The sequence below is a fragment of the Acutalibacter sp. LFL-21 genome (assembly GCF_025630755.1).
GTDB lineage: Bacteria > Bacillota > Clostridia > Oscillospirales > Acutalibacteraceae > Acutalibacter > Acutalibacter stercoravium.
The window spans coordinates 23,226-42,924 of the sequence record NZ_JAOTNT010000008.1 but is presented as its reverse complement, the minus strand read 5'-3'; the positions used below and the strand labels follow the sequence as shown (position 1 = coordinate 42,924).

Here is a 19,699-nt window from a genome sequence, read left to right as displayed (position 1 = left end):
GCTCCACAACTGGAAACCAAGACACGAAACCCAGGGAAACAGCGGCCCCTGGCCGCGCCTTTCCCGACTGGCCCCCTGCGGGAACAAACGGCCCCCCCAAACCAGGGATATAACCAACCCAAAAAGGCCCGGACACACCGGGCTTTTTTTGCGCCTGTTTTCCCTTTCCTCCCAGGGAGATTTGGGGTATAATAGCTCTAATACATTTGGAGAGTGAACCTATGAAACATATTCTGCTCATCGCCACGGGGGGCACCATCGCCTCCCGGCACACTGCGGAGGGCCTGGCCCCTCGCATCACCCCGGAGGAGCTTTTAAGCTACGTCCCCGACGCGGCCTCCTTCTGCTCCATCGACACCGTGCAGCCCATCAACCTGGACAGCACCAACATCCGGCCGGAGCACTGGCTGCTGCTGGCCAATCTTATCGAGGAAAACTACCACCGCTACGACGGCTTTGTCATCTGCCACGGCACGGACACCCTGGCCTACACCGCCTCTGCCCTGTCCTATTTGATACAGCGCACATCCAAGCCCATTGTGCTCACCGGGGCACAGCGCTCCATTGACGAGGACACCACCGACGCCAAGGTGAACCTGCTGGACGCCCTGCGGTTCGCCTGCTCAGGGAAAAGCGGTGTGTGCATTGTGTTTGGCAGCCACGTCATCGCCGGGACAAGGGCCCGGAAGTCCCGGACAAAAAGCTACAACGCCTTCACCAGCCTGAACTTCCCCGACCTGGCCAGCGTCCACGAGAGCCGGGTGGTGCGGTACATCCCCTACGAGCCCCAGGGAGAGCCGGTGTTCTACCACAAGCTGAACACCCGGGTGTTCCTGTTAAAGCTGACCCCGGGCATGGACCCCGCCGCCTTTGAGGCCGCGGGCAAGCTGTGCGATGGGCTTATCATCGAAAGCTACGGCATGGGGGGCATCCCCGACGTGTACCTGGAAGAGCTGGACAAGCTCATCCGCCAGGGGAAGACCGTCATCATGGCCACCCAGGTGCCCCAGGAGGGCAGCGACCTCTCCGTCTACCAGGTGGGAAAGCACGTGAAGGACCGTTATCACCTGCTGGAAACCTACGACATGACCCTGGAATCCACCGTCACCAAGCTGATGTGGGCCATGGGCCAGTCCAGCGACCCCCAGGAAATCCGGAAGCTGTTCTGCGCCACCGTCAATTACGACATGCTGTTTTAACTCTCCCACTCTAGAAAGGACCTATTATGAAACGGATTTTGCCCTTTTTCTGCGCATTGGCGCTGCTTCTCACCGGCTGCACCGCCGTATCCACCACAGAGTCCGCCGGCCAGACCATCTCCCAGGTGGACAGCCCCTCCCAAGAAAGCGCCCTGGAAAGTGACCCCAGCAGCGCTTCTTCCCAGCTGGAAAGCGCCGGGGAGGTGTCCATCACCGATTCCAATGGCAGCCAAATCGCCCTGAACACCCATTCCCCCCGTGTGGTGGCGGCCTACGGCTCCTTCGCAGAGGCCTGGCTGCTGGCTGGCGGGGAACTGGTGGGCGTCACCCAGGACGCCCTGGAGGAGCGGGCCCTGGGCCTGCCGGAGGGCATCGCCGTCGTTGGCACGGTAAAGGAGCCCAACGCCGAAGAGATCCTTGCCCTGGAGCCGGACCTGGTCATCTTGGCCAGCGACATCGCCGGCCAGGCAGATATCCAAGACGTACTGGAAAATGCCGGGCTTACCTGCGCCTACTTCCAGGTGGACACCTTTGAGGACTATGGCTTTATGATGGAGCAGTTCACAGCCGTCACCGGCCGGGAGGACCTGTATGAGGAGAACGTCACCCAGGTGGAGCAGCAGATCCAGGACGCCAGGGCGGCGGCCGCCCTCTCCAGCACCCGCCCCAGCGTGCTGCTGATTCGGGCCTTCTCTTCGGGCATCAAAGCCAAGACCGACGACGAGTTGGCGGGAGCTATTTTGAAGGATCTGGGGGCCCACAATATCGCCGATGACCACCCCTCCATGCTGGAGGATTTGAGCCTGGAGGAGGTCATTGCCGCGGACCCGGAGTACATCTTTGTCACCACTATGGGCGACGAGCAAAAGGCCCTGGACTACTTAAACGGCCTGATCGAGCAGAACCCCGCCTGGTCGGAGCTTTCCGCCGTGAAGGAAGGCCGCTACATTGTGCTGCCCAAGGACCTGTTCCACTACAAGCCCAACAACCGCTGGGGGGAGAGCTATCAGTACCTGGGGGAAATCCTTTATCCGGAGCTGTTCCATGAAGAGTAAGGCAGGGCTGGGGCTGCTGGGGCTGGGCGGGCTGGCGGTTCTCAGCGCGGCGCTGGGGGCTTCTATCGGTTCCACCCTCATCGACCTGCCCGCCGCTCTGGGAGAGCTGCTTCGGGGCCAGGCCGCCACCCCGGACGCCCGGATTCTCCTTCACGTGCGGCTGCCCCGGGTGTGCGCCTCTCTGCTGTGCGGCGCTTCCCTCTCCGTCAGCGGCATGCTCATCCAGGCGGTGCTGTCCAACCCCCTGGCCTCCCCCAATGTAATTGGCGTCAACGCCGGGGCGGGGTTCTGCACCTTTTTGGCCATGGCGCTGGTCCCCGGTTCGGCGGGGGCGGGGCCTATTGGGGCCTTTTTCGGCGCGCTGGCAGCCACCCTGCTGGTCTATGCCGTGGCCGCCGGGGCCGGGGCGGGCAAGCTGACCATCATCTTGGCGGGCGTGGCGGTTTCCAGCATTTTCACCGCGGGCATCAACACCATCAAAACCTTTTTCCCGGACACCCTTTATAACGGCAGCACCTTCCTCATCGGCGGCTTCTCCGGGGTGAGCTTTTCCGACCTTTCCCCCGCCTGGATGATGATTCTGCCCGCCCTGGTACTGGCTTTTCTAATGGCCCGCCCCACAGATGTACTCTGCCTGGGAGAGGAGACCGCCCACAGCCTGGGGCTGCCCGTAAACGCCACCCGCTTTGGGCTGATTCTAATTGCCTGTGTGCTGGCGGGGGCCGCCGTCAGCTTTTCCGGGCTGGTCAGCTTTGTAGGGCTCTTGTGCCCCCACATTGTGCGCCGGATGTTCGGCCAGGGGCGGCACCGGGTGCTGCTGCCCGCCGCCGCCCTGCTGGGGGCCGGCTTCGTCACCCTATGCGACCTCTTCAGCCGGGTGCTCTTCGCCCCCTATGAGATCCCCGTGGGCATTTTGCTCAGCTTTTTAGGCGGGCCCTTCTTCCTGTTCCTCATTGTCAAGCAACGGCGCCGGCCTTCCCGGCCTGGAAGAAAGGGGGCCCCCGGATGATCGAACTGAAGCGCGTTGCCGCCGGGTACCCGGGCCACCCGGTGCTGAAAGACGTCAGCCTCACCTTCCAAACCGGGAAGATCACTTCCCTGATCGGCCCCAACGGCTGCGGCAAGAGCACACTGCTCCGGGCAGCCTGCGGGCTGCTGCCCCTCTCCGGGGGGCAGGTGCTCTACAACGGCAGGGAGCTGGGCCGGTTTGGCCGCAAGGAGTTTGCCAGGCTGGTGTCCATTTTGCCCCAAACCCGGGACGTGCCCGCTATCCGGGCGGGGCAGCTGGTGGCCCACGGGCGCTATCCCCATCTGGGCTTTGGGCGGGACCTGGCAAAGGCCGACCGGGAGAAAATCGCCTGGGCCATGGAGGTAACCGGCACGGCCCCGCTGGCGGAAAAGGAACTTTCCCAGCTCTCCGGCGGCGAGCGCCAGCGGGTGTACCTGGCCATGACCTTGGCCCAGGACACGGATATCCTCTTTCTGGATGAGCCCACCACCTATCTGGATATCGCCCAAAAGTACGAGGTGATGGAGCTGATCCGGCAGATCAACTCCTTGGGGAAAACCGTGGTGATGGTCCTCCACGACCTGCCCCTGGCCTTTTCTTACAGCCATCAGGTGGCAGTGCTGGAAAAGGGCGCTGCCGCCGCCCAGGGCGAAGCCCGCCAGGTGTTCCTCAGCGGCGTGCCCGCCCGGGTGTTCGGGGTGAAGTCCCAAACCCTGGAGGTGGATGGCCGGGAGGAGTTCTTCTTCTATCAACGGTAAAACAAGGCCCTGGAGCGGTTTATGTCCGCAGCTCCAGGGCCCACATTATTTCCGGGGGAGGAAGCTCTCCTGCTTTTGGAACCCCTGCCGCCATTTGGCGGTGACGGTCTCCCACAGGGAGCCAAGCACCTGCGCGCCGCCCGCCATCAAAATGAACACGGCGATCTGCCCGGCGTAGGCATAGCGGGGCTGCACCTCAATGAGCAGGTAGACGCAGCTGGTGGCAAAAATGACAAAGGGAAGCAAGTAGAGCTTAAAATCCTCTTTTGGCCTGCGGAACAGGGCAATGGCGCCCAGCGCCGCCAGGAACAGGGCGCAGGTGAACATGGCCCGGTCCAACTCCTCCAACAGGGCGAACAGTGTGGGGGTTTGCTGCTTCAGGCCGCCCATGGACCAGCTCAGTCCCCGGTCCCACCAAAGGGACTTCATCTTACAGGCTGCCAGCTCCACCAACGCGGCGGGGCTCACATTCAGGTGCTCCCGAATGACCTGCAGCTCCGCCTGGGTGCGGCTCATGCCCTCGGCCTCTTTCTCCGCGATGGCCGGCCCATCCTCATTGTTGTAGAGGCCCTTCCACTCTGTGTTGGTCCCCAGCACCGTGCCCCAGAGGGGGTCGTTGTTGGAGAGCCCCGCAGCGTTTACCCCAGTGACCTTCACCAGGCCGGACATCCCCGCCGAAAGCACCAGAAAGGTGAGCACCAAGGCCCCAAAGCGCTTTAGGTAGTGGAGGAAGTTCTTCCAGCTGGCCTGGGAGAGGAACCGGAACACAAAATAGGCCAGCAGCGGCACCAGTACCAGCGGGGCGTCCGGCCGCAGGGCGTTGGCAACGGCCAGGCTGGCCCCCGCCAAGGCGTAAATGAGCACCCGGTGGCAGCGCTTAAAGCCCTTGCCCATCACCAGGTAGAGGCAGAGGTACAGGAAAAAGGCCGAGGGGATATTGTTGCACAGCACCGTCACCAATGTGGCAGGGAACAGGAAAAAGGCGTAGGCCAGGGAGGCCAGCCGGGCGGCCCGCTCTTCAAAATAGTCCCGGGCGATGAGGTAAACCAGCACGTTGGTGCCCGCCGAGACCAGGCAGTTCACCAGCCGCAGGAACGTGGGGCTGTTCCACAGCTTTAAAAGGGTCCCCTGCCAGATGACCAGCCCTGTCTGGTAACCCCACTTCTGAAAATACACCGTATCCTGAAAGCTGAAATCCCCTTGGGCGAACTGCCGGGAAGCCTCATACTGCAGGGCGAAATCCGATTCGATGGGGGTGGTGAGAAAAGCCACAGCCCCCAGATGGATCACCAGGGAAAGCAAAAACAGCCCCAGGGAAAAGCGCCGGGCGGAGACCCCTTTCCAACGGGACAACAGGACAAGCAAGCCCGCCAAAAACAGGATGACCCCTGCCAAGGGGTAGTACACCGTAACCACACACAGCACCGCCGCGCCAAAGCAGATGGCAAAGAACAGCCGCAGCCCGCAAAACACCTTTGTTTCTCCACTCATTTCCACAAACCTCCTAAAGGGGGCGCGCCGCAAAAAAAGCGGGAAAAGCCGCTGCTTTTCCCGCTTTTAACGCCCTTTCCGGCGTAAGCCCCTGCAGTTTCTCCCATGGGGTCGGCCGCGCCATTGAGAACAGTATACCACCGCCCCAAAAAAGACGCAATCACGAAATGTTCCGCTGGGCAAAATAGTCCGCCTTCAATGTGTCATAGGAGGCCTGCTCCCGGCGACGCACCTGGGTGCTGATCTCTTTCATCTCAGGGGTGACCTCCCCTTCATAGCCGCTGGCGTAGTAGGTGGTCCCGTCATACCAGGCGTTGTTGGGGAACATCACAATGCCGCCGCCCTGGCCAAAGATGTCGTCCCCGGCGTAGTACTCATAGGGGACATCCAAGCCAAACAGGTTGGCGATGGTGGGGGGCAGGTCCACAATGGACACATACTTCTCCACGGTTTGGGCCTGCTGCCCCTTCAAGTAAAAGAAACAGGGGGTCTGGTACAGCTGCGGGCTTTCGCCGGACACACCCTTGAGCTGGTAGAGGAACTCCTTGTCCGTCAGATACTTGCCGTAGTGGTCCGTGTAAAACAGGAGCACCGTGTCCTCCAGGCGGCCCTCCTCTTCCAGGCGGGCCACCAGGTCCCCCACAAACTGGTCTGTCTCCATGGCGTGGGCCACCGCCAGGGTGTACTCTTTCATGTTGGCCTCGCTGCCCGTAACGCCGGACTGGGCCACCGCGGCCTGGGCGGCCTCCAGGTGGGGGTCGGAGATGTTGCGCAGCTCATCCGTATAGGGGCCGTGGCCGGAATAGGTGATGATATAGCTGAAGAACTGCCCCTCTGGGGCAATCAGGTCATAGCCATTTAACAGCTGGCTGTCCAGCATATAATCTTCCATGCCCAATGTGGGGGCGTTGTTGTAGGCCTCGAACCCCAGGTTCACATGGACGCTGCCCCGGCTGTAGATGTCCGGGCTGGCAGAGTGGAAGGAGTTGGCGGTGTAGCCCGCCCCCTCAAACAGGTTGGCCAGAGAAAAGGGGAAGCTGTTGGTGGAGTACACGCTGCTGGAAAGCCCCGTCACTGAGGGAAGCAGCCCCGTTTGGGAGATGAACTCCGTATTAAAGGTACCCGCCGAAAGGAACAGGGGCGTGTAGTTGTTGGCAAAGTTGATGCCCTCCTGCTGCAGGCGGTACAGGTTGGGGGTGTACTCGGGGGTCAAAAGCCAGGTGTCCATGGACTCCAGCATGACCATGATGAGGTTCTTGCCCTTAAAGGCGCCGGTCATCTCGTTTTCCTGGCCCACCTCCTGGGCCCGCTCCTCATAGTAGCTGTCCAGCTCTCCCAGCTTGACGGGGCTGCCCTCCAGCCCAAAGGACACCAAAAAATCCCGCACGGTGTACTGGTACAGCCCTGTGGCCAGCAGCATCCGGTTGGAATCGGTGAACTCCTTATACGCCTGTTCCTCAGAGTGGGGGTCGAACGTGTTGCCCCACCACATGGTGTCATCCTGGGGCAACATGGAGCTGTGGAGCAGCCCCACGCCCGCCAGGGAGAGGGCCATGACCCCTGCGGCCCCCACGCGCAGGGGCCACCGGCGCTTTCCCGGCTGCCGCCCGGGCACCAGCGCCGCCCCCAGCACCAGGCAGAGCACCGCCAGCAGGATGCAAGCGATGAGGGCCTTGCGCAAACGCAGGTAGGACCAGCTGAAAAACTTGGCTCCGTCCCCGGCGAAGTTCATGTCGGAAAAGGTGAAGAATTTTCCGAAGATGTTGAACATCACCCCGTGAACCACCGTCAGCAGGGCAAAGAACCCCGCGTAGATGCCCATGGCGACGCGCCGCCCCAGGGGCGGCAGCAGGGCGGCCAGGCCCGTCAGCAGCAGGCACCAGGCCCCGCTGAACACGAAGGCCCGCCAATCCAAAAAGCGGGTGCTCCCCGCAAATCGGTAAAAATAGCGCAGGGCCATATCGAACAAGAACAGGCCCCCAAAACAAAGAGGCAGACTGGCCCACCACAGGCGGGCCCGCAGTGTCCCCAGCTTGTTTTTCGTACCGGTCATAGTTGTGATACCCTTCTTTACTAGGCAGAATTTTACATTCCATGTAAAGCACTTGTTAAATATAGCACAGAGATTTGTAAAGGGCAAGAAAAAACGCCGCTTTCCCCTGGAAAAATCCGGCTTGGGCCGCGGCCCCATTTGTGCTATACTAGAAAAAACGCATGGGGCCGGCGCCCCAGGCTGCAAAACAGATTGTGGAAAGGTGTGCTGTAATATGGAACTGCAAACTGTGGGATTCATCGGTTTTGGGAACATGGCCCAGGCCATGGCCCGGGGACTTCTGCGGGGCGGGGAAGCGCCCCGGCTGTTCGCCTGCGCCAAACGCTGGGAGAAGCTGCAAGCCTCTGCCGGGGCGCTGGGCGCCACCCCCTGCCGGGACGCCGGGGAAGTTCTGGAAAACGCCCAGGTTCTCATTGCAGCGGTGAAGCCCTATCTCATCGAAGAGGTGCTCGCTCCTATCCGGGACAGGCTGGAGGGGAAGCTGCTGCTTTCCGTGGCGGCGGGCTGGGATTTTGCCCGGTTTGAGAAAATCCTTCCCGCCGGGGTCCACCACCTGAGCGTCATGCCCAACACACCGGTCTCCGTGGGGGAGGGCGTGGTGCTGCTGGAGGAGGAGAATTCCCTCACCTCTCAGGAGCTGGCCCAGGTCAAGGAACTGCTGGCCCCCTTGGGCACCGTGGAAACCGTGCCCTCTTCCCAGATGGGCATTGCAGGCACCCTCTCCGGCTGCGGCCCCGCCTACGCCGCCATGTTCCTGGAGGCCCTGGGGGATGCGGGGGTCTTTCACGGCCTGCCCCGGGAGCTTGCCTACCGCTTGGCCGCCCAAATGCTGGCGGGCGCCGGCAAGCTCCACCTGGAGACAGGAGAGCACCCCGGCGCCATGAAGGACGCCGTATGCTCCCCCGGGGGAACCACCATTTTAGGGGTGGCCAAGCTGGAGCGCCGGGGGTTCCGCGGCGCTGTGATGGAGGCCATCCACGCGGTACAGAAAGGGCGGTAAGAGGCCCCGGCCATCCCCCTTCCCCTGGGTCCCCAGCAGTATAGAAAAAGTTTTTCAAGAAATTCTCACAAAAGAGCTGTCATCTCAAGGAAAATTTGGTATAATAGCGGTATATATTCCCGGGCCGGGCCCGGACACGAGGTGACTGTCAATGCTGAAAAATTGGATCCGTCCGGAAAAGCCGGAGGGTGACGAGCTGAAACAGCGGCTGAAGGCCGCCCAGGAAAAGCTGGAAGGCCAGCAGATGAAGCTGAAAGACCGCAAGCTGCCGGTGCTGGTGCTCATCGAGGGATGGGGCGCCGCCGGAAAGGGCAGCGCCATCGGCCAGATCATCAAGAACATCGACCCCCGCTTTTTCAAGGTCTTCACCATGCCCGCCGCCCCCACAGAGGAGGAGGCCCGCAAGCCTTTTCTGTACCGCTTTTTTGAAAAGATCCCCGAGGCCGGGAAGTTCACCCTTCTGGACTCTGGCTGGATGAACCAGATTATGGAGGAAAAGCTCTCTGGCGCGCTGGATGACAAAACCTACGCCCAGCGGGTGGACAGCGTGAAACGCTTTGAGCGCACCTTGACGGACAACGGCTATCTGGTGCTGAAGTTTTTCTTCCACATCAGCAAGAAAGAGCAGGCCAGCCGCATCCAGCGCCTGCAGGCGGACAAGGACACCGCCTGGCGGGTCAGCAAGGGGGACCTGTGGCAAAACCATCACTACGACGACTGCCTGGAGGCCTTCGACCGCTATCTGGATGACACCAACACCCCCAGCGCCCCCTGGTACGTCATCGACTCCAAATCGAAAAAATTCGCGGAGCTGCAGGTGCTGGAGACCATGTGCATGGGCATTGACACCGCCCTGCACAACGAGAGCCTGGCCGTGCCCCTGCTGCAAAACGTGTTCCCCCTCATCAAAATGCCCAAGCTGAAGGACGTGCCCTTGGACAAGACCATCAGCGAGGAGGAGTACAAGCTGCAGCTCCGCCTGCTGCAGGAAAAGCTGGGGCACCTGCACAACCGGCTGTACCGCAAGCGGGTGCCGGTGGTCATCGTCTATGAGGGCTGGGACGCTGCCGGAAAGGGCGGCAACATCAAGCGCCTTACGGGGGCCCTGGACCCCCGGGGGTTTGAGGTACATCCCATTGCCAGCCCAGAGCCCAAGGAAAAAGCCCGCCACTATTTGTGGCGCTTCTGGACCCGCCTGCCCAAGGACGGCCACATTGCCATTTTCGACCGCAGCTGGTACGGCCGGGTAATGGTGGAACGGCTGGAAGGCTTCTGCTCGGAAAACGACTGGCAGCGGGCCTATTACGAGATGAACGAGTTCGAGCAGGAACTGCACAACTGGGGCGCTGTCATCCTGAAGTTCTGGGTGCAGATCGACAAGGACACCCAGCTTGCCCGTTTTACCGACCGGCAGAACACCCCCTCCAAGCAGTGGAAAATCACCGACGAGGACTGGCGCAACCGGGAGAAGTGGGATCTGTACGAGCAAGCCGTGGACGAGATGCTCCAAAAGACCAGCACCACTTACGCCCCCTGGCACATTCTGGAGTCTGTGGACAAAAAATACGCGCGCATCAAGGCGCTGCAAACTGTAATTGACGCCTTGGAGAAAGCCCTGTAAAAGGGCAAGGCAAAAAGAAGGGCCATCCCCCCTGGGACAGCCCTTCTTTTTTGCGTTTCAAGATGCCGGCGCTTCCCACGTCCTCCCGTGGGCCTCTTCACACCCCCGGCAGCAGCCCAGCATATCCGGCGGCAATGCCCGCCACGGCCGAGGCGGCAATCAGCAGGATGGGGTGGACTTTTTTCCAGTGGGCGATGAGGATGGCCGCCAGCAGCACCCCTGCCAGCCCCCACTGAAGAATGCCGCCCGAAGCCGGGAAGGCGGAGGCCGCCACAGAGAGCAGGGAGGCCCCAATCATCCCCACCACGGTGGGACGCAGGCCGTTCATGCAGCCTTTGACAACGGTATTGCTCTGAAAGGCTTGGTAGAACTTGGCCACAACCAGGATAATGACAAAGCTGGGCAGCACCACGCCAAAAGTCGCGCACAACGCCCCCAGAAGGCCCCCTGTCTCTGCGCCCACATAGGTGGAAAGGTTTACCGCCAGAGGCCCGGGGGTGCTTTCAGACACAGCGATGAAGTTGACCAGCTGCTCCAAGGTCATCCACTGATGGGAGACCACCTCCTGTTGGATAAGGGGCAGCATAGCGTAACCCCCGCCGAAAGTGAAGGCGCCAATCTTGAGGAAAGTGAAAAACAGCTCGAGAAAGATCACAGCTTCATCCCCCCAATCTTCAGCTTGGAGGCCGCCAAGCCAATGAGGGCGCAGGCGATGAGCACCAAAATGGAGTTGGCCCCGAAAAATCCCACCAGAAGGAACGCCCCTGCCGCCAGGATATAGGACACGAGGTTCCAGGGGCACTCCTTGGCCATGGAGACCAAGGCGCTGCACACCAGGGCCACCACCGCCACCCGAATGCCCCAGAAGGCGTACCGCACGGCGGGCAGCTCTTCAAACTGGCGCAGCACGAAGCTCAGCACGAAGATGATGACAAAGCTGGGCAGCACCACCCCCACCGTGGCGGCCGCCGCACCCCAGGGACCCGCCAGCCGGTAGCCCACAAAGGTGGCGGTGTTCACGGCAATGGGCCCCGGGGTACTCTCACTGACCGCCAGGATGTCCAAAATGTCCTTGTCCTCAATCCAGCCCTCCCGCAGGGCGATCTCCCTGCGGATCAGGGGGATCATGGCATAGCCGCCCCCAAAGGTAAACGCCCCGATCTTCAAAAATTTCAGAAACAGCTTTAGGCACAGGCCCGCTTTTCTCCGCTCCATCACACTGCCCCTCTCAAAGTTCTGCCCTTATTCTACGCCGGGGGTTTCTATTTTTCAATCCGTATGTTAAAATAAAATTCATATTGAGTTTAGTATAAGAGTGAGGGACGGATATGACAAAACGCCATTTCACCATATTCGCAGAGGTCTGCCGCCAAATGAGCTTTTCTAAGGCGGCCGAGGCCCTGAACACCACCCAACCCACAGTGAGCCTGGCCGTCAAGGAGCTGGAAGAGCACTATGGGGTGCGGCTCTTTGAGCGGATGAATCGCCGCATCTATATGACCGAGGCCGGGCGCGCCCTGCTCTCCACGGCCCAAGAGGTACTGCGGGGCTTTCAGCAGGCGGAGGACCAGCTGCGGAAAGCCCCCTACCGGCTGCGGGTGGGGGCGAACGTCACTTTTGGGGCCACCCGGCTCCCCAGGGTGCTGGCCCAGTTCCGGCGGAAGTGCCCCCAGGTGGAGCTTTCCGCCCTGGTGGGAAACTCTGACGGCATCGAGCGGCTGCTGCTGGAAAACCGCCTGGATGTGGGCCTGGTGGACAACGTGACCTTCTCCCAGCACCTGCGGGTCCAGCCCCTGTTCCAGGAGGACATGGCCCTGCTCTGCGCTCCTGCCTTCCCCCACCGTCCCCAGTCCTTGGAGGAGCTGGCAGCCCTCCCCCTCTTGCTGCGGGAGCGGGGCAGCGGCACCCGGCGCTCGGTGGACCGGGTGTTCGAGGAACACAGCCTCTCACCCCAGCCCTTTTTGGAGAGCGTCAGCTCCACCGCCCTGATCGAGGCGGCCCGGGCGGGGTTGGGAGTGCTCATCCTCTCCCCCTCCCTAGCCCGACGGGAACTGGAGACGGGAGCCCTTCTGCCGCTGGCGATCCCCGGCGCCCGGTTTTTCCGCCAGTACTTCTGCGCCCTCCACAAACAAAAGGCCCTCTCCCCGCCTTTGGAGGAGCTGCTGGCTCTGCTGCGGGAGAACTGCGAAAAATAAGCAAAGGAAAAGAGCCCCTGGACCCGGGGCTCTTTTCGCTTTCGATCACTTCTCCTGAAAGAGTGAACTTGGATATCACCTGACTTTTTTGTATGGAAAGCATCCGCTATTCTGATATATGAACCTCGCCATTCTCCACATAAAACTCTACCCAGCCTATGTCTTTCGCGCAGAACCGGTACTGCCCCGATAGGAGCAGCGTCCCTTTTGGCAGTTCTTTAACACCGGAATACACATCGCCAGGTCTCACCTGTTCCACCCCCGACGTACCGGAAGCGGGGAAGCTGACCGTTCCTTTGAAGCCAGTAACTTTGTGATAACCGCCTTCGTACAGGTAGTCGATCCATGTATCCACGATATCTCTCGTACTACAACCTAACGGCTCAGAGGTATGATTCTCATAGAAATAGGAGACCTTGCCAGAGCCGTCTGCATTACGAGTCACTTGAATGGAAAGGTCGAGACCATTTTGACCTGGCTCTTCGGATATCTCATCACTCCAATAGGGAAAAACATGAGCTGGCTGAGAGTTCCACCAGAAAACAAACATGACGATACTCAGAACCGCCGCGACTGCCAGGCCTATCCATAGCGCCGCTTTGATCCGTATTGATTTCTTCTTCATATAGATCACCTAGCATTGAGTTTTTTCTGCGATTTTTCATTCCATGAACCATTGCTGTCACAGGACTTTGACGTTTTTGCCCGGCAAGTTACGGAATGGCTACCATCAGTAAAAATGAAAACTTAAATACTACGTTCATTTTAGCACAGAAAACCCAGCAAATCAAAGCTGTCAAAACAGTTTCATTTACGAGAAATATAAAAAGGACTGCCGCGGTCTGCGGCAGCCCTTTTTGCTTGCAACAGCGGTTTCCTCAGCCCTGGCTGGGGACCACCGTTCCGTTGGTCAGATTGATGGTGAAGGCGGCCAAAACGGTCTCCTCAGGCGTCTCGTTGTAGGCGTGGGGCTCCGTCTGGCGGAATTGCAGTTCCGCTTGGGTGACTCCCTGGGGCAGGCCGTCAAAGTACAAGTCGACCGTCTGGGTCTCCGTGGCCTGGTAGTCGTAGCCGCCCAAATCACGGCTGCGGTCAAAGTTATAGGGCAGCTCGGTCCCATCGGGCAACACCAGCACAGGCGTTCCCAAGGCCGGGACCTGTGTCTCCACAATGCTGTCGCCCAGCCCCCAGAAGGGCTTCTCCACGGTGATGACCGTCTGAGTGGGGGTGCCGGACACTGCCAGCACCTGGGCGCCGTTCTGTTCCGCCTGGCAGGTAAAGCTGTAGGTGTGCTCCCGGTCCACCGGCAGGGTGAAGCTGGCGGTAAAGCCCTCTCCAACCGCTTCATAGGTGAGGGGATCGGGGGCCCCTTCTCCCGGATAGGGGGTGCCGGCGGTCTCTTCGTTGGCTTCCCACTCCAGCCGGTCCATCTGCTCCTGTGCCGCCTGCTCTGCGGCGGCTTCATCATAGATTTCTCCAGTCAGGCCGGTCAAGGTCACATCCACCTGCAAAGAGTCCGCCTCCTGCTGGGACTCAGGCACCTGCACCGTCATGGTGGAGGTCCATTTGCCGTCCCGCTCCACAAAGGCGTTGACGCCCTCCACCTGGGCGGTCTCTCCGTTGACGGCGGCAGTCTGGCCCTCGGGATCGACCCAGACACAGCGGTACTGCTCCAGCAGTTCCTGGGGGCCTGTCAGCTCCATAGACACCACCAGAGAGGTGCCATCCGTGTAACCCTCTCCAAAGGTCACCTGCCACTCTCCGCTGGCGGCGGACACATTCACCTCCTCCATGGCTCCATAGGTCTCCACAAAAGCGCCTGCTGCTCCCACCTTGCTGTCGTAGTTGGCCTGGTAGAACAGGCTGCCCAGCCAGTCCCCTACCAGGGGGATTTGGGAGGCCATGGCGGGGTTCACGGCGGCCATACCCAGCATCACGCCCACCACCGCTACAAAACTGCCCATGACGGCTCCCGCCCGGCGCAGGACACGCTTCCGATGCAGGCGGCGGACTTCTCCCAGGGCAGCCCCCACGCGGGCGCCCAGCTCTTCGGGAATAGAAATTTGGATTTCATTTACTTTCTCTCGCATACCGCTTCCTCCTTCAACAAAATTTGCAGCCTGCCAATGGCCCGCCGCAGATAGACGGAGACGGTCCCCTCAGGCATGCCGGTGGCCTGGCTGATCTCTCGGATGGTACAGCCGTCGAAGTATTTCAGCTTCACCACATCCTGGTACTTCTCCGGCAGCTGGGCCACGGCCCAGTGCAGATCCATGCGCTCTTCCGGGCTCATCTCTTCGGGAGCGGGCAGGTCCGGCCCCTCCGCCAGAGAGGCCTCCGGCTTTCGCTTTCGCAGCAGGTCCTGGGCGGTGTTGATGAGGATTTTCGTCAGCCAGGTGCGGAAGTGCTCCGGCTCCCGCAGAGTCTTCAGGCTTTTATAGGCCTTCAAGATGCTCTCCTGCACCACGTCCAGGGCGTCGGCCTCTTGGCGGACATAGAGGTACGCCATGCGGTAGAGGTATTCCTGCTGCGCCTCGATCAGGTCCCCAAAGGCCTTGGGGCTGCCTCGCATGGCCTTCTTGACCAAGGCCTTCTCCTGCTTTTCGCTTTTCTTCACGGCTCTCCCCTCTCTTCCCTTCCTTTTGCCCATTAGACTTTTCCTCCCGCCTCTTTTCTTACAGGCGCGGGCACAAAAAGTTTCCCTTCCCGCGGGCCCTTGTTAAATCTTTGAAACCCCTTGACTTTTGCCTCTTGGCTCCATACAATAGAGATAGTTGAAATCTATAGAAATACAGAAATTTAGAATATTTTTTGTAAACAAATCACATGTTTCTAAACCGTTTGTAAAGCTGTCTTTTGTTTTTGCGGAAAGGAGCCCCCCTATGAGCGCTGCGTTCCCCCATGCTTCCGTTGTGTTCGGCTGCCCCATCGCAGGGGAGGTGGCCCCTATCTCCCAATGCGCCGACCCCACCTTTGCCCAGGGGCTGCTGGGGCCGGGGGTGGTCATCCAGCCAGAGGGGAGCATCCTGTTTGCCCCCGCGGACGGACGGGTGGAATTCATCCTCTCCACTAAGCACGCCCTGGGCATGGAGACGCCAGAGGGTGTGAAGTTCCTCATCCATGTGGGGCTGGACACCAACCGCCTGGAGGGCCAGGGCTTCCAGCTGTTCGTCCAGGTGGGCAGCCAGGTGCGCCGGGGGGACAAGCTCCTCTCTTTTGACACCCAGGTCATGGCGGAACAGGGCTGCTCCCTGGCCACGCCCTTTGTGTTTTGCAGCAATCGGGAGGGCTGGGCTATGGAGCTGCTGCGGACCGGCCCCGTGCCCGCCGGGGAAGACCTGCTGCGCATGACCCGCCTTCCCCAAGACTGAGCATTCCATACGCCGCGCTGGACCGGAAGCCCCGCCGCTTCCGGTCTTTCTATATTCCTAAGCTTACGGTGGCGCCGGGGCAAAGTCAAGGGCAGGCTTGCATTTTCCACGGAAGAGTTGTATAATCCTAACTGCACCGCCGGCCGCCGGGACGTGCGGTATTTACAGTAAAAAAGTTTTGCGTCAATAGAAAGGACCTGATTCTGTAATGAAACGTATTTTGTCTTTAACACTAGCTCTGGCCCTGTGCCTGGCTTTGTTCGGCTGCAGCACCAACGGAGCGGGGAGCTCCTCCGCCGCTTCTGAAAGCTCTTCCACCTCGGAGAGCAGCGTGTCCTCTTCCGTAGAAGGGGCTGCCTCCAGCCTGGAGAGCGCCTCTTCTTCCGGGGAGGGCTCGGAAAGCAGCGTTGCCTCCGGCGTGAGCGAGGCCTCCGATGTGGACACCTCTGACCTGGGCACCGCCACGGTGGCAGCCCTGAAGGGCCCCACGGCCATGGGCATGGTGAAGATGATGAGCGATGACTCCCAGAAAGACCAGCCCACCTTTGATTTTAACATTTACGCCTCTGCCGATGAGATCACCCCTAAGCTGGTGCAGGGGGAGCTGGACATCGCCGCCGTGCCCGCCAACCTGGCAAGCGTGCTGTACAACAACACCGAGGGCCAGGTGCAGGTGCTGGCCATCAACACCCTGGGTGTGCTCTACATTGTGGAGAACGGCGACACCGTCCACTCTGTGGAGGACCTGAAGGGCAAGACCATCTTCGCCTCCGGCAAGGGTTCCACCCCGGAGTACGCCCTGAACTACATGCTCACCCAAAACGGCATCGACCCGGAGGCCGACGTGACCATCGAGTGGAAGAGCGAGCACTCTGAGTGCGTGGCCTCTCTGGCCGCCACAGAGAACGCCATTGCCATGCTGCCCCAGCCCTTTGTCACCACTGCCCAGACCCAGAACGAGAACCTGCGGGTGGCCCTGGACATGACCGAGGAGTGGGAGAAGCTGGCCTCGGAAAGCGGCAGCGACGCCACCCTCATCACCGGTGTGGTGGTGGCCCGCAAGGACTTTGTGGAGCAGAACCCCCAGCTGGTGAGCGTCTTCCTCTCCCTGTACGAAAAGTCGGTGACCTACGCCAACGAAGAGGTGGAGGGCGCCGCCAAGCTCATCGGCGAGTATGACATCGTGCCCGAGGCCGTGGCCCAGAAGGCCCTGCCGGAGTGCAACATCACCTTTATTGCCGGTGACGAGATGCAGGCAAAGCTCTCTGCCTATCTCCAAACCCTGATGGACCAAAACCCCAAGGCAGTGGGCGGCCAGCTGCCTGCGGATGATTTCTACTACCTTGGGTAAGGGGCAAAAACAGAAGAAGCGCCCGGGTGTGCGGCTGTGGGCGGTGGCCGTGTGGCTCATCGTCTGGCAGCTGGGCGCCATGGCATTGGGACAGGAGATCCTTTTGGTATCTCCTGTTTCTGTTATGCTCCGCCTGGTGGAGCTGGTCCCCCACTGGGATTTTTGGGGCGCCATCCTCTTTTCCTTTTGGCGCATCACCCTGGGCTTTCTGCTGGCCTGCCTGGCGGGCACGGCCCTGGGGGTGCTTTCCTCCCGGTTTGGGCCTGTGCGGGACCTGACCGCCCCACTGATGGGCGTGGTCAAGTCCATCCCTGTGGCCTCCTTCATCATCCTGGTGCTCATCTGGGTGCCCTCCCGAAACCTTTCGGTGGTCATCTCCTTTTTGATGGTGACGCCCATTGTCTACTCCAACGTGCTGGGGGGCATTTCCAGCATGGACAAAAAGCTGACGGAGATGGCCGATGTGTTTGAGGTCCCCTTCCCCCGGCGGCTGCGCTACCTCTATCTGCCCCAGGTGGCGCCCTTCTTCCGCTCGGCCTGCGCGGTGGGGCTGGGGCTGTGCTGGAAGGCCGGCGTGGCCGCGGAGGTCATCGGCCTTCCGGACGGCTCCATCGGCGAGCGCCTGTACGAGGCCAAGGTCTACCTCAACACCCCGGACTTGTTCGCCTGGACGGTGGTCATCGTGCTGGTAAGCCTGGTGTTTGAAAAGCTGTTTCTCTTCCTGTTGGACCGCCTGGTGGCCCGGCTGGAACAGAACTGAAAGGAGGGGCGTCTATGGCCATTGAACTGCAAAACGTGAGCAAATCTTTTGGGGAAAAGCAGGTGCTTCAAAACTTCTCCCACGTTTTTCCAGAAGGGGAGCTGACCTGCGTGATGGGCCCCTCGGGCTGCGGCAAGACCACCCTGCTGTCTCTTCTGCTGGGGCTGGAGCAGCCGGACAGCGGCAGGGTACTGGGTATGGAAGGCCGCAGGAAATCCGCCGTCTTCCAGGAGGACCGGCTGTGCGAGAACGCCGGGGCAGTCTCCAACCTGCGGCTGGTGAATCCCACCCTCACCAGGGAGGAGGCGGAGGCCATGCTCCGGGACCTGGGCCTGAGGGACAGCCTGCGCCAGCCGGTGCGCACCCTCTCTGGGGGGATGAAGCGCCGGGTGGCCATCCTGCGGGCCCTGTGCGCCCCCTATGACGTGCTCTTCTGCGACGAGCCCTTCAAGGGCCTGGATGAGGGGACAAAGGGCCGGGCCATGGAGTATTTTCAAGAGCGCACCCGGGGCCGGACCGTCATCCTGGTCACCCACGAAAAAAATGAGGCAAATTTCCTAAAAGGCCAACTTCTCCTCTTGTAAATTTTTTCATCCTGCGCTATGATAAGAAATGGTGGGACGCCTCTTCGGGAGGGTTTTTCCCGGAGCTTTTTGCTTGGAAGGAGCGGGCGGCCACGCACTTCAAAACACCTTCCCCAAACACTACAATCTACTTAAAGGAGCGTGCTTTGTAAAAATGTTACCCAAGCTGCAGTATCATGTAGAGCCTGAAAAGGGCTGGTTGAACGACCCCAATGGCCTCTGCTATTTCAACGGAAAGTACCATGCCTTTTTCCAGCATTACCCCAACGCCACTGTGTGGACAGCCCCTCTCTATTGGGCCCACGTTTCCAGTGATGACCTGATCCATTGGGAAGAACAGCCCATGGGCCTGACCCCCGACCAGCCCTATGAGAGCACCGGCGGCTGCTTCTCCGGTTCTGCCTTCATCAAGGACGGCAAGGCCTATTTCTTCTACACTGCCGTGGGAGACGGCGATGTACAGACCCAATGCCTGGCCACCTCTGAGGACGGCATCACCCTGAAAAAGTACGAGGGCAACCCCATCATCGACGAACGCCCCGTGGACCCCACCGGGCGGGACTTCCGCGACCCCAAGGTCTTCGAGTGGACCGACGGCACCTACCGCATGGTGTGCGGCACCGGGCATGAGGGCTACGCCGCTGTCCTTCTGTACAAGTCCAGCGACTTGTACAACTGGGAGTATGTGGGCCCCATCTTTGAGACCCGGGAAATGGGCCCCGTGCTGGAGTGCCCCGACCTGTATCCCCTGGAGGACAAGTGGGTGCTGTGCTTCTCCCGTATGGACCAGCCCCAGACCGTTCAGTATGTGGTGGGCACCTTTGACGGCGAACACTTCACCGCAGAGAGCGTGCAGAAGCCGGAAATCGGCCCCAACTACTACGCTCCCCAGAGCTTTGAGGATGAGAAGGGCCGGCGCATTGTCATGGCGTGGATGACCCCCTGGGGCCAGCCTGAAGACACGGACGGGGTGCGCTGCGGCTGCCTGACCCTGCCCCGCGTGGCTTCTCTGAAGAATGGCAAGCTGTGCTTTGAGCCCATGGAAGAGGCCGCTTCCCTGCTGGTGGAAGAGGACCCCCATGTGAAGAAGGGCCCCTGGTTGTTCCAGGTTACCGACGGCAAGAAGATCCTGCTGGAGCGCCCCGCCTGCGAGGTGAAGGACGTAAAGATCTTCACCGACACCCACACTTGTGAGGTGTTCATCAACGGCGGCGAGCAGGTGGTCTCCTTCTACTTCCAGCCGTAACCCCTT

The 19,699-nt window shown here is 60.7% G+C and carries 19 protein-coding genes; 12 read left to right on the top strand and 7 right to left on the bottom strand.

The annotated features are described in order from the left end of the window. Positions 1-221: 221 nt before the first annotated feature. From ODJ80_RS10660 to ODJ80_RS10645, 4 genes are read left to right on the top strand one after another with little or no spacing between them, the layout of a single operon-like run. Positions 222-1,199 (top strand): asparaginase, encoded by a 978-nt coding sequence (locus tag ODJ80_RS10660; RefSeq protein ID WP_263042061.1) that lies wholly within the window; start codon positions 222-224, stop codon positions 1,197-1,199. Between the two features lie 26 nt (positions 1,200-1,225). After that, positions 1,226-2,254: an ABC transporter substrate-binding protein gene (locus tag ODJ80_RS10655; RefSeq protein ID WP_263042060.1), complete on the top strand. Its 1,029-nt coding sequence runs from the start codon at positions 1,226-1,228 to the stop codon at positions 2,252-2,254. Then, positions 2,244-3,263: a FecCD family ABC transporter permease gene (locus ODJ80_RS10650; RefSeq protein ID WP_263042059.1), complete on the top strand. Its 1,020-nt coding sequence runs from the start codon at positions 2,244-2,246 to the stop codon at positions 3,261-3,263. The genes ODJ80_RS10655 and ODJ80_RS10650 overlap by 11 nt, the downstream gene beginning before the upstream one ends. Continuing rightward, positions 3,260-4,021: an ABC transporter ATP-binding protein gene (locus ODJ80_RS10645; RefSeq protein WP_263042058.1), complete on the top strand. Its 762-nt coding sequence runs from the start codon at positions 3,260-3,262 to the stop codon at positions 4,019-4,021. Before ODJ80_RS10650 ends, ODJ80_RS10645 begins: the two co-directional genes overlap by 4 nt. Before the next feature lie 45 nt (positions 4,022-4,066). Here the strand turns inward: ODJ80_RS10645 and ODJ80_RS10640 are convergent, their stop codons facing one another. Continuing rightward, the gene (locus ODJ80_RS10640) at positions 4,067-5,512 is read right to left on the bottom strand and encodes a glycosyltransferase family 39 protein (RefSeq protein ID WP_263042057.1); all 1,446 of its coding nucleotides are present in this window, start codon (positions 5,510-5,512) and stop codon (positions 4,067-4,069) included. A gap of 160 nt (positions 5,513-5,672) precedes the next feature. Next, positions 5,673-7,565, bottom strand: a complete 1,893-nt coding sequence (locus tag ODJ80_RS10635) for an LTA synthase family protein (protein WP_263042056.1) — start codon at positions 7,563-7,565, stop codon at positions 5,673-5,675. A gap of 214 nt (positions 7,566-7,779) precedes the next feature. Between ODJ80_RS10635 and proC the strand changes: the two genes are divergently transcribed. Together proC and pap are read left to right on the top strand one after the other, a co-directional pair. Then, entirely contained in the window at positions 7,780-8,565 is a 786-nt protein-coding gene (proC, locus tag ODJ80_RS10630; RefSeq protein WP_263042055.1) for a pyrroline-5-carboxylate reductase, read from the top strand. 151 nt (positions 8,566-8,716) lie between these two features. After that, positions 8,717-10,186: a polyphosphate:AMP phosphotransferase gene (gene pap, locus ODJ80_RS10625; RefSeq protein ID WP_263042054.1), complete on the top strand. Its 1,470-nt coding sequence runs from the start codon at positions 8,717-8,719 to the stop codon at positions 10,184-10,186. A 97-nt stretch (positions 10,187-10,283) separates the two neighbouring features. Here pap and ODJ80_RS10620 read toward each other — a convergent pair whose 3' ends face one another. Both ODJ80_RS10620 and ODJ80_RS10615 read right to left on the bottom strand, forming a co-directional pair. Continuing rightward, positions 10,284-10,841, bottom strand: a complete 558-nt coding sequence (locus tag ODJ80_RS10620) for a chromate transporter (protein ID WP_263042053.1) — start codon at positions 10,839-10,841, stop codon at positions 10,284-10,286. After that, on the bottom strand, positions 10,838-11,401 hold the full coding sequence (locus ODJ80_RS10615) for a chromate transporter (protein WP_263042052.1): 564 nt from the start codon (positions 11,399-11,401) through the stop codon (positions 10,838-10,840). Before ODJ80_RS10615 ends, ODJ80_RS10620 begins: the two co-directional genes overlap by 4 nt. Before the next feature lie 113 nt (positions 11,402-11,514). On the opposite strand from ODJ80_RS10615, the gene ODJ80_RS10610 reads away from it, so the two are divergent. Next, positions 11,515-12,381, top strand: coding sequence for a LysR family transcriptional regulator (locus ODJ80_RS10610; protein WP_263042051.1), 867 nt, complete (start codon positions 11,515-11,517; stop codon positions 12,379-12,381). Between the two features lie 106 nt (positions 12,382-12,487). Here the strand turns inward: ODJ80_RS10610 and ODJ80_RS10605 are convergent, their stop codons facing one another. The 3 genes from ODJ80_RS10605 to ODJ80_RS10595 form a co-directional block, all read right to left on the bottom strand. Beyond that, positions 12,488-13,006 (bottom strand): hypothetical protein, encoded by a 519-nt coding sequence (locus tag ODJ80_RS10605; RefSeq protein WP_263042050.1) that lies wholly within the window; start codon positions 13,004-13,006, stop codon positions 12,488-12,490. A gap of 253 nt (positions 13,007-13,259) precedes the next feature. Then, a complete protein-coding gene (locus tag ODJ80_RS10600; RefSeq protein ID WP_263042049.1) occupies positions 13,260-14,471 on the bottom strand; it encodes a DUF4179 domain-containing protein in 1,212 nt (403 codons plus the stop codon). Then, the gene (locus tag ODJ80_RS10595; protein ID WP_263042048.1) at positions 14,456-14,998 is read right to left on the bottom strand and encodes a sigma-70 family RNA polymerase sigma factor; all 543 of its coding nucleotides are present in this window, start codon (positions 14,996-14,998) and stop codon (positions 14,456-14,458) included. Before ODJ80_RS10595 ends, ODJ80_RS10600 begins: the two co-directional genes overlap by 16 nt. A 265-nt stretch (positions 14,999-15,263) precedes the next feature. Here ODJ80_RS10595 and ODJ80_RS10590 point away from each other — a divergent pair, with 265 nt between their 5' ends. From ODJ80_RS10590 to ODJ80_RS10570, 5 genes are all read left to right on the top strand, one after another. After that, positions 15,264-15,752 carry a PTS sugar transporter subunit IIA gene (locus tag ODJ80_RS10590; protein WP_263042047.1) on the top strand — a complete coding sequence of 163 codons (489 nt, stop codon included), beginning with the start codon at positions 15,264-15,266 and terminating at the stop codon, positions 15,750-15,752. 208 nt (positions 15,753-15,960) lie between these two features. Further along, complete coding sequence (locus ODJ80_RS10585) at positions 15,961-17,103, top strand: ABC transporter substrate-binding protein (protein WP_263042046.1); 1,143 nt, start codon at positions 15,961-15,963, stop codon at positions 17,101-17,103. Further along, the gene (locus ODJ80_RS10580) at positions 17,081-17,863 is read left to right on the top strand and encodes an ABC transporter permease (RefSeq protein WP_263042045.1); all 783 of its coding nucleotides are present in this window, start codon (positions 17,081-17,083) and stop codon (positions 17,861-17,863) included. The genes ODJ80_RS10585 and ODJ80_RS10580 overlap by 23 nt, the downstream gene beginning before the upstream one ends. Before the next feature lie 14 nt (positions 17,864-17,877). Beyond that, positions 17,878-18,447: an ATP-binding cassette domain-containing protein gene (locus ODJ80_RS10575; protein ID WP_263042044.1), complete on the top strand. Its 570-nt coding sequence runs from the start codon at positions 17,878-17,880 to the stop codon at positions 18,445-18,447. Positions 18,448-18,601: 154 nt separating this feature from the next. Next, positions 18,602-19,693 (top strand): glycoside hydrolase family 32 protein, encoded by a 1,092-nt coding sequence (locus ODJ80_RS10570; RefSeq protein WP_263042043.1) that lies wholly within the window; start codon positions 18,602-18,604, stop codon positions 19,691-19,693. Positions 19,694-19,699 lie beyond the last annotated feature (6 nt).

Coding starts and splice junctions, on each gene's coding strand:
- ODJ80_RS10660 (WP_263042061.1), top strand. CDS start 222: ATGAAACATATTCTGCTCATCGCCACGGGGGGCACCATCGCCTCCCGG.
- ODJ80_RS10655 (WP_263042060.1), top strand. CDS start 1,226: ATGAAACGGATTTTGCCCTTTTTCTGCGCATTGGCGCTGCTTCTCACC.
- ODJ80_RS10650 (WP_263042059.1), top strand. CDS start 2,244: ATGAAGAGTAAGGCAGGGCTGGGGCTGCTGGGGCTGGGCGGGCTGGCG.
- ODJ80_RS10645 (WP_263042058.1), top strand. CDS start 3,260: ATGATCGAACTGAAGCGCGTTGCCGCCGGGTACCCGGGCCACCCGGTG.
- ODJ80_RS10640 (WP_263042057.1), bottom strand. CDS start 5,512: ATGAGTGGAGAAACAAAGGTGTTTTGCGGGCTGCGGCTGTTCTTTGCC.
- ODJ80_RS10635 (WP_263042056.1), bottom strand. CDS start 7,565: ATGACCGGTACGAAAAACAAGCTGGGGACACTGCGGGCCCGCCTGTGG.
- proC (WP_263042055.1), top strand. CDS start 7,780: ATGGAACTGCAAACTGTGGGATTCATCGGTTTTGGGAACATGGCCCAG.
- pap (WP_263042054.1), top strand. CDS start 8,717: ATGCTGAAAAATTGGATCCGTCCGGAAAAGCCGGAGGGTGACGAGCTG.
- ODJ80_RS10615 (WP_263042052.1), bottom strand. CDS start 11,401: ATGGAGCGGAGAAAAGCGGGCCTGTGCCTAAAGCTGTTTCTGAAATTT.
- ODJ80_RS10610 (WP_263042051.1), top strand. CDS start 11,515: ATGACAAAACGCCATTTCACCATATTCGCAGAGGTCTGCCGCCAAATG.
- ODJ80_RS10605 (WP_263042050.1), bottom strand. CDS start 13,006: ATGAAGAAGAAATCAATACGGATCAAAGCGGCGCTATGGATAGGCCTG.
- ODJ80_RS10600 (WP_263042049.1), bottom strand. CDS start 14,471: ATGCGAGAGAAAGTAAATGAAATCCAAATTTCTATTCCCGAAGAGCTG.
- ODJ80_RS10590 (WP_263042047.1), top strand. CDS start 15,264: ATGAGCGCTGCGTTCCCCCATGCTTCCGTTGTGTTCGGCTGCCCCATC.
- ODJ80_RS10585 (WP_263042046.1), top strand. CDS start 15,961: ATGAAACGTATTTTGTCTTTAACACTAGCTCTGGCCCTGTGCCTGGCT.
- ODJ80_RS10580 (WP_263042045.1), top strand. CDS start 17,081: ATGATTTCTACTACCTTGGGTAAGGGGCAAAAACAGAAGAAGCGCCCG.
- ODJ80_RS10575 (WP_263042044.1), top strand. CDS start 17,878: ATGGCCATTGAACTGCAAAACGTGAGCAAATCTTTTGGGGAAAAGCAG.
- ODJ80_RS10570 (WP_263042043.1), top strand. CDS start 18,602: ATGTTACCCAAGCTGCAGTATCATGTAGAGCCTGAAAAGGGCTGGTTG.